General features: G+C 66.5%; 10 protein-coding genes. 5 read left to right on the top strand and 5 right to left on the bottom strand.

Annotation, left to right across the window (positions count from 1 at the left end; translation table 11 throughout):
- Positions 1 to 104: 104 nt before the first annotated feature.
- Both RDV64_RS13735 and RDV64_RS13740 read left to right on the top strand, forming a co-directional pair.
- Positions 105 to 602: a MarR family winged helix-turn-helix transcriptional regulator gene (locus RDV64_RS13735; protein ID WP_309195486.1), complete on the top strand. Its 498-nt coding sequence runs from the start codon at positions 105 to 107 to the stop codon at positions 600 to 602.
- Positions 603 to 666: 64 nt separating this feature from the next.
- Entirely contained in the window at positions 667 to 1,086 is a 420-nt protein-coding gene (locus tag RDV64_RS13740) for an aldehyde-activating protein (RefSeq protein WP_309195487.1), read from the top strand.
- A 76-nt stretch (positions 1,087 to 1,162) separates the two neighbouring features.
- Here the strand turns inward: RDV64_RS13740 and RDV64_RS13745 are convergent, their stop codons facing one another.
- From RDV64_RS13745 to RDV64_RS13760, 4 genes are all read right to left on the bottom strand, one after another.
- Complete coding sequence (locus RDV64_RS13745) at positions 1,163 to 3,466, bottom strand: xanthine dehydrogenase family protein molybdopterin-binding subunit (RefSeq protein ID WP_309195488.1); 2,304 nt, start codon at positions 3,464 to 3,466, stop codon at positions 1,163 to 1,165.
- A gap of 124 nt (positions 3,467 to 3,590) precedes the next feature.
- Positions 3,591 to 5,207 carry a glucose-6-phosphate isomerase gene (gene pgi, locus RDV64_RS13750; protein WP_309195489.1) on the bottom strand — a complete coding sequence of 539 codons (1,617 nt, stop codon included), beginning with the start codon at positions 5,205 to 5,207 and terminating at the stop codon, positions 3,591 to 3,593.
- Positions 5,208 to 5,216: 9 nt separating this feature from the next.
- On the bottom strand, positions 5,217 to 6,242 hold the full coding sequence (locus RDV64_RS13755) for a glycosyltransferase family 1 protein (RefSeq protein ID WP_309195490.1): 1,026 nt from the start codon (positions 6,240 to 6,242) through the stop codon (positions 5,217 to 5,219).
- Positions 6,243 to 6,264: 22 nt separating this feature from the next.
- Complete coding sequence (locus RDV64_RS13760; protein WP_309195491.1) at positions 6,265 to 7,080, bottom strand: UDP-2,3-diacylglucosamine diphosphatase; 816 nt, start codon at positions 7,078 to 7,080, stop codon at positions 6,265 to 6,267.
- A gap of 166 nt (positions 7,081 to 7,246) precedes the next feature.
- On the opposite strand from RDV64_RS13760, the gene RDV64_RS13765 reads away from it, so the two are divergent.
- The gene (locus RDV64_RS13765) at positions 7,247 to 8,245 is read left to right on the top strand and encodes a hypothetical protein (RefSeq protein ID WP_309195492.1); all 999 of its coding nucleotides are present in this window, start codon (positions 7,247 to 7,249) and stop codon (positions 8,243 to 8,245) included.
- A complete protein-coding gene (locus tag RDV64_RS13770; protein ID WP_309195493.1) occupies positions 8,227 to 10,482 on the top strand; it encodes a biotin carboxylase N-terminal domain-containing protein in 2,256 nt (751 codons plus the stop codon). Before RDV64_RS13765 ends, RDV64_RS13770 begins: the two co-directional genes overlap by 19 nt.
- A gap of 1 nt (position 10,483) precedes the next feature.
- On the opposite strand, the gene RDV64_RS13775 is transcribed toward RDV64_RS13770, so the two are convergent.
- Positions 10,484 to 12,745 (bottom strand): adenylate/guanylate cyclase domain-containing protein, encoded by a 2,262-nt coding sequence (locus RDV64_RS13775; protein WP_309195494.1) that lies wholly within the window; start codon positions 12,743 to 12,745, stop codon positions 10,484 to 10,486.
- Between the two features lie 230 nt (positions 12,746 to 12,975).
- Here RDV64_RS13775 and RDV64_RS13780 point away from each other — a divergent pair, with 230 nt between their 5' ends.
- Positions 12,976 to 14,352 carry a tetratricopeptide repeat protein gene (locus RDV64_RS13780; protein ID WP_309195495.1) on the top strand — a complete coding sequence of 459 codons (1,377 nt, stop codon included), beginning with the start codon at positions 12,976 to 12,978 and terminating at the stop codon, positions 14,350 to 14,352.
- The last annotated feature ends 1 nt before the right edge of the window (position 14,353 follow it).

Consider the following 14,353-nt stretch of genomic DNA (forward strand, 5'->3'; position numbering starts at 1 on the left):
TGAAGTGTGAGGCGGCGGACTGTCAAGTCCGCCCCGGCGCTTGCGAAACCTGCTCCGGGTCGCGCATAGAGGAATAGTGCTGACGTGATGCAAGGAGCGGGCCGATGGACGCCGTCGTGCCAAGGACAGAACCGACCGACCCGTGGCGCGGCAACGCGCTGCAGGAACGGCCGGGCTTTCTCATCCGCCGCCTGCACCAGATCCATACCGCCATTTTCGCCCGCGAGATCGGCGGCCATCACCTGACGCCGATCATGTACTCCGTGCTTTCCGCCCTGTCGCAGATCGGCCCGTCCGACCAGACCACGCTGGCGGCCGCCGTGGAGATCGACAAGACCAATATGGCCGATGTGCTGGAGCGCCTGAGGAAGCGCGGCCTGGTGCGCCGCCGCACCTCCACCAGGGACCGCCGGGTGCGCATGGCAACCCTGACGGACGAGGGCCGCGCCACACTGGAAGCGGTGGATGCCGCCGCGGAGCGGGCGCACCACGCAACGCTGGACGGGCTCAGCGAGGAGGAGCGGGCGCTGTTTCTCGCGATGATGAAACGGATCGTGGCGCACAATGCGCCGACGGAGGCAGCGCGCGAGGACGCGGCCTGACCCGGCCTCGCACCGCGGCGCCCGCTGGCCTATCATAGACGCTGCAAAGTCTCCTGGAGGGGCCATGACGGGTCAATGTCTGTGCGGCGCGGTTCGCGTCACGATCGAATCGAAGCCTGAATTCATCCACGACTGCAATTGCAACCTGTGCCGCAAGTCCGGCGGTGCCTGGGGCTACTTCGCCACGGGCATGGTGGCGGTCGCCGGAAATACCGCCTCCTTCCTGCGCCGCGACAAGGCAAACGCCGCAGCGGAGGTCCACTCCTGCACCACCTGCGGATCGACGACGCACTGGTCGTTCTCCGATGCTTTCAGGGCTGAAAATGCGTCCGTCGACCTGATGGGCGTCAACATGCGGATCTTCGACCCGCAAGAGCTGGCGGGCGTCGAGGTCCGTTATCCCGACGGCAACGCGTGGGCCGGCGCAGGCCCGTTCGAGTACCGGCGCGAGGCGATGACCATCGGTGAGGGTTCGCCCTGGTAACAGGGCACCGGCCCGCGCAAAGAAAAAGGGCGCCGCGATCAACGCGGCGCCCTTTTTTGTTGCGTGAGGCCGAAGCCTACTCGGCGGCCTGCCGGCGTGCGTCGTTGATCGCCTTCCAGAGCACGCCCGGCGTGGCGGGCATGTTGATGTCGGACACGCCGACATTGCGCCACATGGCGTCGATCACCGCATTCATGATTGCGGGGCAGGAGCCGATGGAGCCCGCCTCGCCAGCGCCCTTGATCCCCATCGCGTTGTGCTTGGAGGGGATGTTGCGCGTCTCGAAATAGAGCGACGGCACGTCGTCGGCACGGGCGACGCAATAGTCGAGCAGGGAGGCGGTGATGAGCTGGCCGTCCTCGTCGTAGACGGTGTTTTCGAGCAGCGCCTGACCGATGCCCTGCACCACGCCGCCGTGAACCTGGCCGGCGAGCAGGTTGGGGTTCACCGTCACGCCGAAGTCGTCGACTATGGTGTAGCGCAGCACTTCGGTGATGCCGGTGGCGGGGTCGATCTCCACCTCGGCAATGTGGGTGCCGTTGGGGAAGGTCGGTTCGGCGTGGGACACGTCGCCCGAACCGGAGGTGCCGGGGGCCTTCGCCGCAAGCTCCGAAAAGCTCACCGCCTTGTCGGTGCCGACGACGCGGATGGAGCCGGCGTCGAACTCGAGGTCGGCGGCTGCGGCTTCGAGGTGGTCGCTGGCGAGGTCCTTCATCTTCTGGGACAGCTCGTCGGTCGCCGCGGCGACCGAAGGCATGCCGAGCGGGATCGAGCGGGAGCCGCCGGTGCCGCCGCCGGTCTTCACGATGTCGGTGTCACCCTGGATCATGTCGACTTCGGAAATGTCGACGCCGAGCTTTTCGGCGATCACCTGCGCATAGGCGGTGGCGTGGCCCTGACCGTTGGACTGGGTGCCGATGAGGAGCTGGAACTTGCCATCGTCCTTGAGGATGACTTCGGCCTTTTCCGAGCCCGGGAAGGCGCACGCCTCGATGTAGGTCGCAACGCCGATCCCGCGGAACTTGCCGCTGGCCGCGCTTTCCTCGTCGCGGGTGCGAAAAGTGTCGTATTCGGCAACTTCGAGGGCGCGGGTCATGTGGCCGTTGAAGTCGCCGGTGTCGTAGGTGCGGTCGGCGGCGGTCAGGAACGGCATCTGCTCCTGGGTGATGAAGTTGCGGCGGCGCAGCTCCAGCCGGTCGATGCCGGTGACGCGGGCCGCTTCGTCCACCAGCCGCTCGATGGTGTAGGCGGCCTCGGGGCGGCCGGCGCCGCGGTAGGCATCCACCGGCACGGTGTTGGTGAAAACGCCCTTGATGGCAACATACATCACGGGGATGGCGTAGACGCCGGGCGCCATGGTGGTGCCGACCCACGGGATGAACGGGCCGAACTGGGCCAGATAGCCGCCCATGTTGGCCTTGAGGTCCACGCGCAGGGCGGTGAACTTGCCGTTGTCGTCCATCGCAACTTCGGCAACGGTGACGTTGTCGCGGCCCTGGCTGTCGCACATGAAGGATTCGGAGCGCCCGCAGACCCATTTGACCGGGCGGCCAAGGTCCTTCGCGGCCTTCATCACCATCGGATATTCGTTGTAGACGAAGATCTTGGTGCCGAAGCCGCCGCCGACGTCGGGCGTGACGACGTGGATGTTCTCTTCCTTCTCCTGAAGGATCTCGGCCAGAACGTCGATCATGCCGTGGCCGCCCTGGGTGCCGGCGGTCAGGCGGTAGCGGCCGTTCTCATATTCAGCGAGGCAGGTGCGCGTTTCCATGTAGTTGGCGACGACGCGGTTGTTGATGAGTTCGACCTTGGCGGTCTTCGCAGCCTTGGCGAAGGCTTCTTCCGTCGCGTCCTTGTTGCCCTGGGCGTAGAGGAAGGCGAGGTTGGAGCCGTGGTCCGGCCACACCAGCGGGGCGCCGTCTTCCAGCGCCTCTGCCGTGCCGGCGACGGCAGGCTCGCTGTCCCAGTCCACCTCGATCAGCTCGGCGGCATCGTTCGCCTGCTCGACGGTTTCGGCAACGACCATAGCAACCGGCACACCCACATGGTGGACGCGGCCGTTGGCGAGCGCGGGGCGCGGCGGCACGTTGGTGGCGGACCCGTCGGCCTGTTCCAGCGCGGCGCGGCAGGGCAGCGGCTTCAGGTCGGCAAGGTCGTCATGGGTGAAAACGGCGTGGACGCCGGGGGCGCCCTTTGCAGCGGCAGTGTCGTTGATGGTGAACGTGCCGGCCGCAATCGGAGAGCGCAGGAATACGGCGACCAGACAACCCTCGGGCTGGAAGTCGTCGCTGTATTTGCCGTGGCCGGTGATGAATTTCTTGTCCTCGACGCGAAGGGCGCGTGCCCCCACGCCGAACTTGGCCATGGTCATGTCGTTCATTCAGCCGTCCCCCGGGGTCGTTTTATCGATTGCCACTGACTTAGCGCGCGCAGCGCCTCTGCGCTAGCGTGTGCCGTACCACTCGTTCGCGCAAGTTGGCGCGGTGCGGCGAAATGAGCGCCGGTCAGAAACTCTTGAGGTGGGTCAGAATGCTGGCCGTGGAGGCATCGAGCGCCGCTTCGCCCTCGCCCTTCACCGCAGGCAGCAGCACGCCGGCCAGCTCCTTGCCCAGCTCCACGCCCCACTGGTCGAACGAGTTGATGTCCCAGATGATGCCTTCGACGAACACCTTCAGCTCATAAAAGGCGAGGAGCTTGCCCAGCGTGAACGGGTCGAGCGTCCGATAGGCGATGGTGTTGGACGGGCGGTTGCCGGGGAAGACGCGGTGGGGCGCCAGCCGGTCGGCCTCCGCATCGCTCTCACCCTTGTCGATGAGCTGTGCGCGCGCCTCCTCCAGCGTGCGCCCGCGCATCAGCGCCTGCGTCTGCGCAAGGGCGTTGGCCACCAGCTTGGCATGGTGATCGCTGACTTTCTCGTGCGGGACGGCAGCCACCAGAATATCGCACGGAATGGGCTCGGTGCCCTGATGGAGAAGCTGGTAGAAGGCGTGCTGGCCGTTGGTGCCGGGTTCGCCGAAGATCACCGGTCCGGTCGGCCCGTCCACCGGTGCCCCCTCGCGGGTGACGCGCTTGCCGTTGCTCTCCATGTCCACCTGCTGGAGGTGGGCGGCAAATTCGATGAGGCGCTGGTCGTATGGCAGAACGGCATGGGCGCCAAAGTTGAAGAAGGTGCGGTACCAGTCGCCCAGAAGCGCCATCACGACGGGAATGTTCTCGCCCAGAGGCTTCTCGCGAAAGTGCGTGTCTGCGGCAGCACCGCCGGCAAGGAAGGCGCGGAAATTGTCCGAGCCGATGGCGATGGCAACCGCAAGGCCGATGGCGGACCAGACCGAGTAGCGCCCGCCGACCCAGTCCCAGAAGCCGAACATCCGGTCTTCGCCAATTCCGAACGCGGACACCTTGTCGGCTGCGGTGGAAATGGCGGCAAAATGGTCCGCGACGGCATCTTCGCCCGGGCCATCGACAATCCACGCCCGCGCCGTGGCGGCGTTGGTCATTGTCTCCTGCGTGGTGAAGGTTTTGGAGGCAACCAGCACGAGGGTGCGCGCGGGGTCCAGTCCCGCCAGCGTATCGGAAATGTCTGCCCCGTCGACATTGGCAACGAAATGCACGTTCGGGCCGTCGCCGCGGTAGGGGGTCAGCGCCCGCACGGCCATGCGCGGGCCGAGATCGGAGCCGCCGATACCGATGTTGACGACGTCGGTGAACCGCCCGCCGTCGGCAGCGGCGATGGCGCCGGAGCGCACGCCGTCCGCAAAGGCCAGAAAGCGGTCACGCACCAGAGCCACATCGTCGCTGACGTCCGCGCCATCCACGAAGAACGGGCCGGGGCTGCGCAGGGCCGCGTGCAGGACCGCGCGGCCCTCGGTGAGGTTGATGGGTTCGCCGCCGTACATTCTGGCGCGCCAGCCTTCCACGTCGGCTGCGGCAGCACGGGCGATGAGAAGCTCCATCGTCTCTTCGGTGACGATGTTCTTGGAATAGTCGAGCAGCAGGTCGCCGTCGGTCAATGTGAAGCGGGCCGCACGGCCGGGGTCGTCGGCAAAGGCCTGTCGCAGATGAAAATCTCGCAGCGTTTCCCGGTGTTTCACGAGTGCGGCGGCAGCGTCTGCGCGGTCCATGGTGTTTCCTCAGGTCGCCGTCGAATACCGGCTGTTTGCATCTTGTAGGTTCGCCCAGAATTGCTGGACGCTGGCTTCCCAGGAGAATTGTTCCGCATAGGAGCGGCATTTGTCACGCGGGATATCGAGCGCGGCGAGGCAGGCTTCCTTGAGATCCCACGACAGGACACCGCTTCCCGAATCGCCGATCACGTCGATCGGCCCCATGATCGGGAACGCGGCGACCGGCACGCCGCACGCCAGCGCTTCCATCTGGACAAGGCCCCACGTGTCGGTGAGGGAGGGGAACACGAACACGTCTGCCGCGGTATATTGTGCGGTGAGCGCCTCGCCGGTCTTCGCGCCCATGAACACCGCGTCCTTGTACTTGGCCTTCAAGGTGCCAAGGGCAGGGCCATCGCCCACCACAACCTTGGTGCCCGGCAGGTCGAGGTCCAGAAAGGCTTCCATGTTCTTTTCGACCGAGACGCGGCCGACATAAAGGAAGATGGGCCGCGGCAGATCGGTGTACGCGGGCGGCACGTCCGGATTGAAAAGCTCGGTGTCGACGCCGCGCACCCAGCGCACCAGCCGCTTGAAGCCCCAGTCCGACAGTTCCTTGCCGAGCGTGTTGTTGGAAATCATGCAGCCGACACCGCCGTTGTGGAACCGGCGGACCATGGCATACGTCCACGGCAGCGGCACCGGAACGCGCGCCCGGACATATTCGGGAAAGCGGGTGTGGTAGCTGGTGGTGTAGTTGATCTTGTTGCGGCGGCACCATGTGCGCGCCATCATGCCTAGTGGCCCTTCGGTGGCAATGTGCACATAGTCCGGCGCGGCATCGCTGATGGCGCGGTGGATGGTGCTCGGCCGCGCGATGGTGAGGCGGATTTCGCGGTATGTGGGCAGCGGAATTGTCTTGTACGGCTCCGGCGTGATCATCGCCACGTTGATGCCGAGCCTGGTGAGTTCTTCGCGGGTTTTATCCAGCGTGCGGACGACACCGTTGACCTGGGGGTGCCAGGCGTCGGTCACGAGGGCGAGGGTCGTCATCGGATCAGGTGTTCTGCACGCGTCATGCGGCGCGGACGCTGGACGGTGATAGCTCCATCACGTCTTCGCTGCGGCGCATTTTCGTCCACTTGATGAGAATGAGTTCGCCCTTTTCGTTCTCGGCCACCGCGGAGCAGCTCTCCACCCAGTCGCCGGTATTGATGTACTCCACGCCCAGCATGTCCCGGATCACCGGGTGGTGGATGTGCCCGCAGACCACGCCGTCTGCGCCGCGGCGCTTGGCTTCGCTGGCAAGCGCGGTCTCGAACTGGCCGATGAAGGACACCGCGTTCTTCACCTTCAGTTTCGCCCATGCCGACAGCGACCAGTAGGTGAGGCCGAGGCGGCGGCGGAAGCGGTTGACCCAGGTGTTGGCGGCAAGCGTGGTCACGTAGGCCCAGTCGCCCAGGAAGGCGAGCCAGCGGGCATGGCGGACCACAACGTCGAACTGGTCGCCGTGGATGACGAGGAGCTTCTTGCCCGCAGCGGTTTCGTGGATGATCGAATCGGTCACCTCGACGCCGCCGAAATGCGTGCCGAGATATTCGCGCAGGAATTCGTCGTGATTGCCGGGGAGGTAGACGATTCGGGCGCCCTTGCGGCCCTGGCGCAGGATTTTCTGCACCACGTCATTGTGGGACTGCGGCCAGTACCAGTTCTTTTTCAGGCGCCATCCGTCGATGATGTCGCCCACGAGGTAGATCGTTTCGGCCTCGTGATAGCGCAGGAAATCCAGGAGGAGTTCCGCCTGACAGCCTTTGCTGCCGAGGTGAATGTCGGAGATGAAGAGGGTGCGATACTTGCGGACGTCGCCGCCGCCTGATTGGGATCTCGCCATGCCTCTTCCGCCCATGTCATTGTCGGCAGGGTTCGCGCTAGCACACCCTACTGTTTGTTCAAACGGGGTGGAAGCTCGCAGGCTCGAAATGAGGCATTCAGCTCCACTTCACTGGGGAGAACGCGCAACGCTTCTCCCCAGCTCCGGCTTATCGAAGGAATAGAGTTTGCAGCGGCGCGTCATCCTCCACATCGGCCTTGAGAAAGCGGCGAGCACATCCCTCCAGGGGGCGCTCGTGGACCACCGTGCCGCACTGGCGGCAAACGGCGTGGCGTTTCCGGCCATCGGCGGCGGCGGCGCCAAGGATCAGCGGGACCTTCGGCTGGGTCTGGAAGGCCATGCGGAGCCGCGCGAACGGGCCGTTGCGAGGCTGAAATCGGCTGCCGCGAGTGATGCGCACACGCTGCTTCTGGCCGGCGAAACCTTCTACCGGATCGGCGTTGCGCCGGTGCTTGAGGTGCTGGCCGATGGCGGGTGGGGCGGCGTGCCGGTGGCGGCATTTGCGGTGATTCGCGATGCGCCGGGGTGGCTGAATTCCCGTTATGCGTTTGGCGCAATACAGTTCCGCTATCGCGACGGGTTCGCCAGCTACGCCCGCAAGGCAGTGCGGCGCGGCGATGTGGACTGGCATCGCCAGTTCGCGCCGTGGATGGAGGCGCCCGGTGTGGCCTTCCACGCCGTGCCGCTGGCCGATCGCCGGGACCAGCGCTCGGTGGTGGTGCGCACGCTGGAGGCCATGGCGCTCAGCTTCGTGCCGGAGGGGCCGCGCCGCAACGAGGCGGTGGACCCGCGAACGGCAGAAGCGGCCCGCCGGCTTGCCGCCTTCGGGCTGGCCAGGGGAGGCGATGCGGCCGTGCGTCCGGCGCGCCGGGTCCTTCTGGAAAGTGCGGCACGGGAAAAATTCGACGGGCGCTTCCAGGGGCTGGATGCGGCGCTGACGGAGACCATCGAGACCGGGGTGCGCGACAGCCAGAACCGCTTTGCCCGCGCCGCCTGGGGGGCGGACTGGGCTGAAATCTATGCTGGCGCACCGGCCGGCCCGAAGACCAGCAACGAGTGGCGGCGCGGTTCGCGGCCAAACGGGGAGCGCGCGGCCATTGACCGTGTGGTACGCGATGTGGTGGACGCGCGCGGACTGAAAAAGCCATGGTGGGCGTTCCGCTGAGTGGCGCGGATGGCGAGGGGTACGGTGTGTTCAAGACGCTGCTGATTGCAAACCGCGGTGAAATTGCGGTGCGCATCATGAAGACGGCGAAGCGGCTCGGGATCGAGACCGTCGCTGTCTATTCGGAAGCCGACCGGGGCGCGATGCACACGCGCGTTGCCGACCGGGCGGTGCTGATCGGCCCGGCCGACGCTGCCCGCTCCTATCTCGACAAGAACCGGATCCTGCTGGCGGCGCGCGAGGCCGGTGCGGACGCAATCCACCCCGGATACGGCTTTCTGTCCGAAAATGCGGCTTTTGCGGAGGCATGCGCTGCGGCGCGGATTGCTTTTGTGGGACCGCCGGCTGCCGCCATCTCCGCCATGGGCTCCAAGGCGGACGCGAAAACGCTGATGGAACGCGCCGGCGTGCCCGTGGTGCGCGGCTATCACGGCGAGATGCAGTCGGCCGAGTTCCTCAAGCGCAAGGCCTACGAGATCGGATATCCGGTGCTCATCAAGGCCATTGCCGGGGGCGGCGGCAAGGGGATGCGCCGCGTCGACAAGGCGATCGACTTCGACGATGCGCTGGCCGAGGCACGGCGCGAGGCAAAGAATGCGTTCGGCGACGACCGCGTGCTGGTGGAGCGCTTCATCAAGCAGCCCCGCCACATCGAGATTCAGGTGTTTGCCGACACGCGCGGTCGCACCGTCTCGCTGCATGAGCGGGACTGCTCGGTCCAGCGGCGCCATCAGAAAATAATGGAGGAGAGCCCCGCGCCGGGGATGACGCCGGAGCTGCGCGCCTCCATGGGCCGCGCTGCGGTGATGGCGGCCGAGGCGGTGGGCTATGTCGGGGCCGGCACGGTGGAGTTCATCGTCGAAGGGGGCGGGGAGCTCACCGAGGACGGATTCTTCTTCATGGAGATGAACACCCGCCTTCAGGTGGAGCATCCTGTCACCGAGATGGTGACGGGCTTCGACCTGGTGGAGTGGCAGCTTCGCGTTGCGGCCGGCGAGCCGCTGCCATCGGGCGAGCCGCGTCCGCCGAAAGGCCATGCGCTGGAGGTGCGCCTTTACGCCGAGGACCCGGACAACGGCTTCCTGCCGTCCACCGGCCGTCTTGCCGCGCTGTCCTTTCCGGAGGGCGTGCGCGTGGACACCGGCGCCGAGACCGGCGACCGCGTGAGCCCGTTCTACGACCCGATGATTGCCAAAATGATCGTTCACGCCGACAGCCGCGACGCCGCATTTGCGGCAATGCGCGATGCGCTTGACCGGACCGTGGCCATCGGCCCGCGCACCAACCTGCCGTTTCTGGCAAAGCTCGTCACCCATCCGGACATTTTGGCCGCCAACCACGACACCGGCTTTGTGGGCCATGCGCTCGATGACCTGACAGGCGGCACCGTCAGCGCGGAGGCGGTTGCCGATGCGGCGGCGTCGCTTGTGGCGGCGGCCGAGGTGCCGGCGCCGGTGGAGAGCGGCTTTCAGAACCCGTGGCTTGCGCGCGACGGCTACCGTCTCACCGGCCATGCGGCGAGCGACGTTTCGCTGCTGGTGGATGGCGAGCCCCGTTTTGCGCGGCTGGACAGCGGACCCGAGGGCCAGACCGTCAGCATCGACGGCATTGTCGGCACGGTGGGCGGGCCGCGCGTGATTTATGCCGACGGCGATGCCTTTGCCGTGGAGGCCGGGCGTGCCGTGCGCGTTTCGCTGGTGGAGCAGCTGTCGCGGGAGATTGCGCCGGATGCGGCCGGTGGCGCGCTGGCGCCGATGCACGGGCGGATTGTGGCGGTCCACGTTTCACCCGGCATGACCGTGGCGCCGGGCGACAAGCTGTTCGCCATCGAAGCGATGAAGATGGAGCATACCGTCAAGGCGGTCGCCGAGGGCGTGGTGCTGGAAGTGCATGCCGCGGCTGGCGATCAGGTCGCCGAACGGGCCGAGGTGATTGTGCTTGGCCCGCCGGGGTCCGTGCCGGCAGCGCCCGAGCCAGCCGAAGAGCTGCCTTTGGCCGTGCCGGTCGAAACTGAACCAACTGCCGAGGCGTCGTATGACGCGGGGGAGACTGCGCCCGTACCGGAGGCGGACGGTCAGGCAGAAACCGCGGCACTGGGCATTGACGATGACGCCAATAATGCTGCCGACGCCGAGGCCGCCAACGGGGACGGGGCTGTCGGTGCGGCGCTGGAGAACGAAGGCCCCGACGGTGATGGCGCGGACGATACGGCGGCGCCGAGCCCGCGCGAATATTAGGTCAGCTGCCAGCCGCCACCGGCTCGGGGGCGGGGGTGAGCATGGTCAGCGCGGCGAGCCGCTCGGCGTAAAGGGCGACGACGAGCCGGAGTTCCGGCACGTTTGCCGCCTCCAGCGCGGCAATGGCGGCTGCCATGGCCGGAAGGTCGCCGCTGCGGTAGGCGCGGGTCATCTCGTTCATGTGGCCTTCGGCCCCGGCAACACGGGTTGGCACCGGGTGGTTGGGGCCGCCCAGCAGCGCGAAGATCTCGATGGCGATCTCCTTGCCCTTTACCTTGATGTTGTCGAACGACAGGCAGTAGTAGCCGGCCTCCATCAGCGCCACGGCCGTTTCGGGGCCGACGAGGATGGGCACGCCGTAGGTCTTGGTCTGCCCTTCGAGGCGGGAGGCGATGTTCACCGCATCGCCGATGACCGAATAGTCAAACCGCTGGCTGGAGCCGAGATTGCCGACACAGCACTCGCCGGTGTTGATGCCGATGCCGATGGCAACCGGCTTGTAGATGCCCGCGTGTTCGGCGTTGAAGCGGTCCAGCGCCTGCATCATGTCGAGCGCGGCTTCGGCGGAGTGGGGGGCATGGGCCGGATCGTCGAGCGGCGCATTCCAGAACGCCATGATGGCGTCGCCCATATATTTGTCCACCGTGCCGCGGTGGGAGAGGATCACGTTGGTGAGGGGCGTCAGGAAGGCGTTGATGAAGGTGGTGAGGCCCTGCGCGTCCATTCCTTCCGAGATGGTGGTGAAGCCGCGAATATCGGTGAACAGGAGCGTCATCGACTTGGTCTCGCCGCCAAGGGTCAGCCGCTCGTGGTTGGTGGCAATGTCTTCCACCAGGTCCGAAGCCACGTAGCGGCCGAAGGCGGACCGCACCCACCGCTTTTCCGAGCCTTCGCGGATGGCAACCCAGCTCGTTGTGGCGAGCAGCACCAGCGCCCCGCCCAGCACCGGAAAGGACGGGTCGACCAGGAGCCGCTCGGTGCGAAACAGCGCGTAGCTTGCCCCGACGACGGCGGTGAGAAGGACAATGCCGACGCCGAAGCTCAGCATCGGCGAAAGGGCCGACGCTGCCACCGCAAAAAGGATGGTGAGGGCGATGAACACCACAATTTCGAGCCCGAGCGACCAGTCCGGCCGCTCAAGGCTGGTGCCGAACACCATATGGTCGATGAGCTGGGCGTGCAGCTCGACCCCCGGCACGGCCTCTTCCAGCGGCGTCGCCTGAATGTCCAGAAGGCCGGGGGCAGTGGCGCCGATCAGGATGATCCGTCCGGCAATCTCGTCCGGGTCCACCGTGCCGCGCACCACGGTCCACGCCGGGATCTGCCGGGCCTCGTCATTTCTGGAAAAATGCAGCCGGACCGCGCCGTCCGCAGTCGTCGGCACGTCCAGTCCGCCGATGCGCACGGCATTGATGCCGGTTTTCTCGCCGAACGCACTCTGGCCCGACGCATTGGACGCGCGCACCACCATGGTGCTGGCGCCTTGCGCAATGCGCAGGGTTTCGCCCGCAAGGCCCGGGATCAAGGTGCCGTCGCCGCCCTGGAACAGAACCTGGATCTGGCGGACGATCCGGTCCCGGTCCGGCAACCAGTTGAGTGCGGCAAGGCCGGCGCTGGCGCGCTCCAGCGCGGGCAGCGGCAAGGTGGCGCTCGAAAAGGCGGGGATGAAGGCGCGCGGGTCGTCCCCGGCAAAGGCAAATCCGGTCTTGGCCACCAGAGGCGGCGCGCCGTTTGTCTCGCGCGGGGCCTTGTCCAGTGAAACGCCCAGCACGGAAGGGGATGCGCCAAGCGCGGCGGCCAGCAGCGTATCGTTGTCGGGCGCGCCATCCAGCGCAGTCAGAAGTGCGTTGCGCCTGTCTCCCTCTGGCATCAGTTCGGCAATGCTTTCGGGCGACATGCGGTCCGGTTCTGCAAGGATCATGTCGAGGCCGATGGCGGCAGCCCCCATGCCGGTCAGCGTGTTGATGATGTCGGCCAACACGGCGCGCGGCCACGGCCATTGCCCAAGCTCGGCGAGGGAGGCTTCGTCGATGGTGACGATGCGCACGGGGGAGGCGGGATCGTAGGGGCGGGGGTCCAGCCGCTGGTATTCATCGAACACCAGATTGCGCAGGGCGCCGACCGCGGTGCCGTCGTTGACGCGCACCGTAAGCCCGGCAAACAGCAAGCCGAGCGCAATCAACGCCAGCGGCAGGGCACGGGCGAGCCTGCGCCGCCAGCGCCCGCGAGGTGATTTGCGCTGCGTTGCGCTCCGATCGAGCATGAATGCCTCCGGTGCGGTCCGCGCCGGCGCGGCGGCACTTTCGCCAATGGTGGCTTTCGCCGGGCGGCGTGTCCAGAGCGCGAGGATTGCGGCGGGCCATGTGTTCGCAGGGCAACAGGCGAGCCGAAAGCACACTGCCGGTACGCATCAAGGTTGCAGCGAAGCAACCTCCGTTCCTTAATGCATAACGACAGCTGTTTGAGTGAACTCCGGTGAAGTGGCGTCCGTCCATGAACACAACCGCCCTGCGTCAAGGTGTGGTGCTGGCTTGCCTTGCGGTGGCTGGTTGCGGCTTTGCGGTGTCGGCAAACGCGCAGGGCACGGGCGAGGCTGCCAGCGCCAGCGCATCACAAGCGGTCGAGTCCCGGCGGGACGCGCTGTTCGCCGCCATGCTGACCGACCCGTCCAATCTCGACATTGCATTCGAGTACGCCACGCTGTCGGCCCAGCTGGGCGACTTTGAGGCTGCCATCGGCACCCTGGAGCGGATGCTGATCTACGCGCCCAACCTGCCGCGCATCCAGCTCGAACTCGGCGTCCTGTATTACCGGATTGGCGCGACCGAGATGGCGCGAAGCTATCTGGAGGCCGCCGAGGTAAGCACCGCGCCGCCCGAGGTGCGCGAGCGGGTCGCCACATTCCTGGCGCAGGTGGACCGGCAGGACAGGCGCTTCCTGGTGTCCGGCACGGCCTATGCCGGGATCCGCTATCAGAGCAACGCCACGGCCGCCCCCGGCGAGGATGTGATTGCCATCAACGGCGTTCCTGTCCGGCTCGACCAGAACGCCCGTGCCCAGGCTGACGGCAACCTCTTCGGCCTTGCCGACATCCACATGACCTACGACCTCAAGAATCAGTACGATCTGATCGAGGCCAATCTCGTGACCTATGGCAGCGTGTTCTTCGATGTGGAGCGGCTCAACCTCGGTCTGGTGGAGGCGCAGCTCGGGCCGAGCTTCGGTTTCGGGCGCTTCGGCTTTGCCCAGACGCGCCTCGGGGTCTACGGCATTGCGGGGGCCACCGGGCTCGACCAGGCGCTCTACACGACCACCTATGGCGCGGGCGCCGTGCTGCGCACAGCGTTTGCCGAGGGCGTGTTGTTCGAAACGCGCAACGAGTTTCGTGCGGCGAACTACAACGACTCGCCGGCCTACCCCACGGTGCGGCTGCAGACCGGGCAGGAATACAGCTCCCTCAACAATCTGACGGTGAGCCTGTCACCGCAGGTGCTGATGCAGACCGTGGTCACGGGCCGCCGGGTGGACGCCCGCGCCGGCTTCAAGAGCTATGGCGAGCTGGGCGCATCGCTGCGCGGCACCTATTTCTTCTACATGCCCGAGTTTGGCCCGCTGGCGGCGGATGCGCCGTGGAACGCCTCGCTGGCGGTTGGCGGCCTCCTGCGGCGGTTCGATGATCCGGACGTGCTCATCAATGCCGCAGCGTCGGAAAAGGACGAGGCAGCCTGGATCGAAGCCGGCATTTCGGCCCCGCTGCAACGCGGCTTTTCTGCCTTCTTCACGGCACAGTACACGCGCCAGTGGTCCAACTACGACACGCGCGACTACGACAATGCGGTCTTCACCTTCGGTCTTTCAAGGCGGTTCTGAG

It is taken from the genome of Acuticoccus sp. MNP-M23, assembly GCF_031195445.1.
Lineage (GTDB): Bacteria > Pseudomonadota > Alphaproteobacteria > Rhizobiales > Amorphaceae > Acuticoccus.

What these genes read in the sequence shown, in the direction of transcription:
- RDV64_RS13780 (WP_309195495.1), top strand. Translation starts at nt 12,976, where the DNA reads ATGAACACAACCGCCCTGCGTCAAGGTGTGGTGCTGGCTTGCCTTGCG.
- RDV64_RS13745 (WP_309195488.1), bottom strand. Translation starts at nt 3,466, where the DNA reads ATGAACGACATGACCATGGCCAAGTTCGGCGTGGGGGCACGCGCCCTT.
- RDV64_RS13755 (WP_309195490.1), bottom strand. Translation starts at nt 6,242, where the DNA reads ATGACGACCCTCGCCCTCGTGACCGACGCCTGGCACCCCCAGGTCAAC.
- RDV64_RS13760 (WP_309195491.1), bottom strand. Translation starts at nt 7,080, where the DNA reads ATGGCGAGATCCCAATCAGGCGGCGGCGACGTCCGCAAGTATCGCACC.
- pgi (WP_309195489.1), bottom strand. Translation starts at nt 5,207, where the DNA reads ATGGACCGCGCAGACGCTGCCGCCGCACTCGTGAAACACCGGGAAACG.
- RDV64_RS13740 (WP_309195487.1), top strand. Translation starts at nt 667, where the DNA reads ATGACGGGTCAATGTCTGTGCGGCGCGGTTCGCGTCACGATCGAATCG.
- RDV64_RS13775 (WP_309195494.1), bottom strand. Translation starts at nt 12,745, where the DNA reads ATGCTCGATCGGAGCGCAACGCAGCGCAAATCACCTCGCGGGCGCTGG.
- RDV64_RS13735 (WP_309195486.1), top strand. Translation starts at nt 105, where the DNA reads ATGGACGCCGTCGTGCCAAGGACAGAACCGACCGACCCGTGGCGCGGC.
- RDV64_RS13770 (WP_309195493.1), top strand. Translation starts at nt 8,227, where the DNA reads ATGGTGGGCGTTCCGCTGAGTGGCGCGGATGGCGAGGGGTACGGTGTG.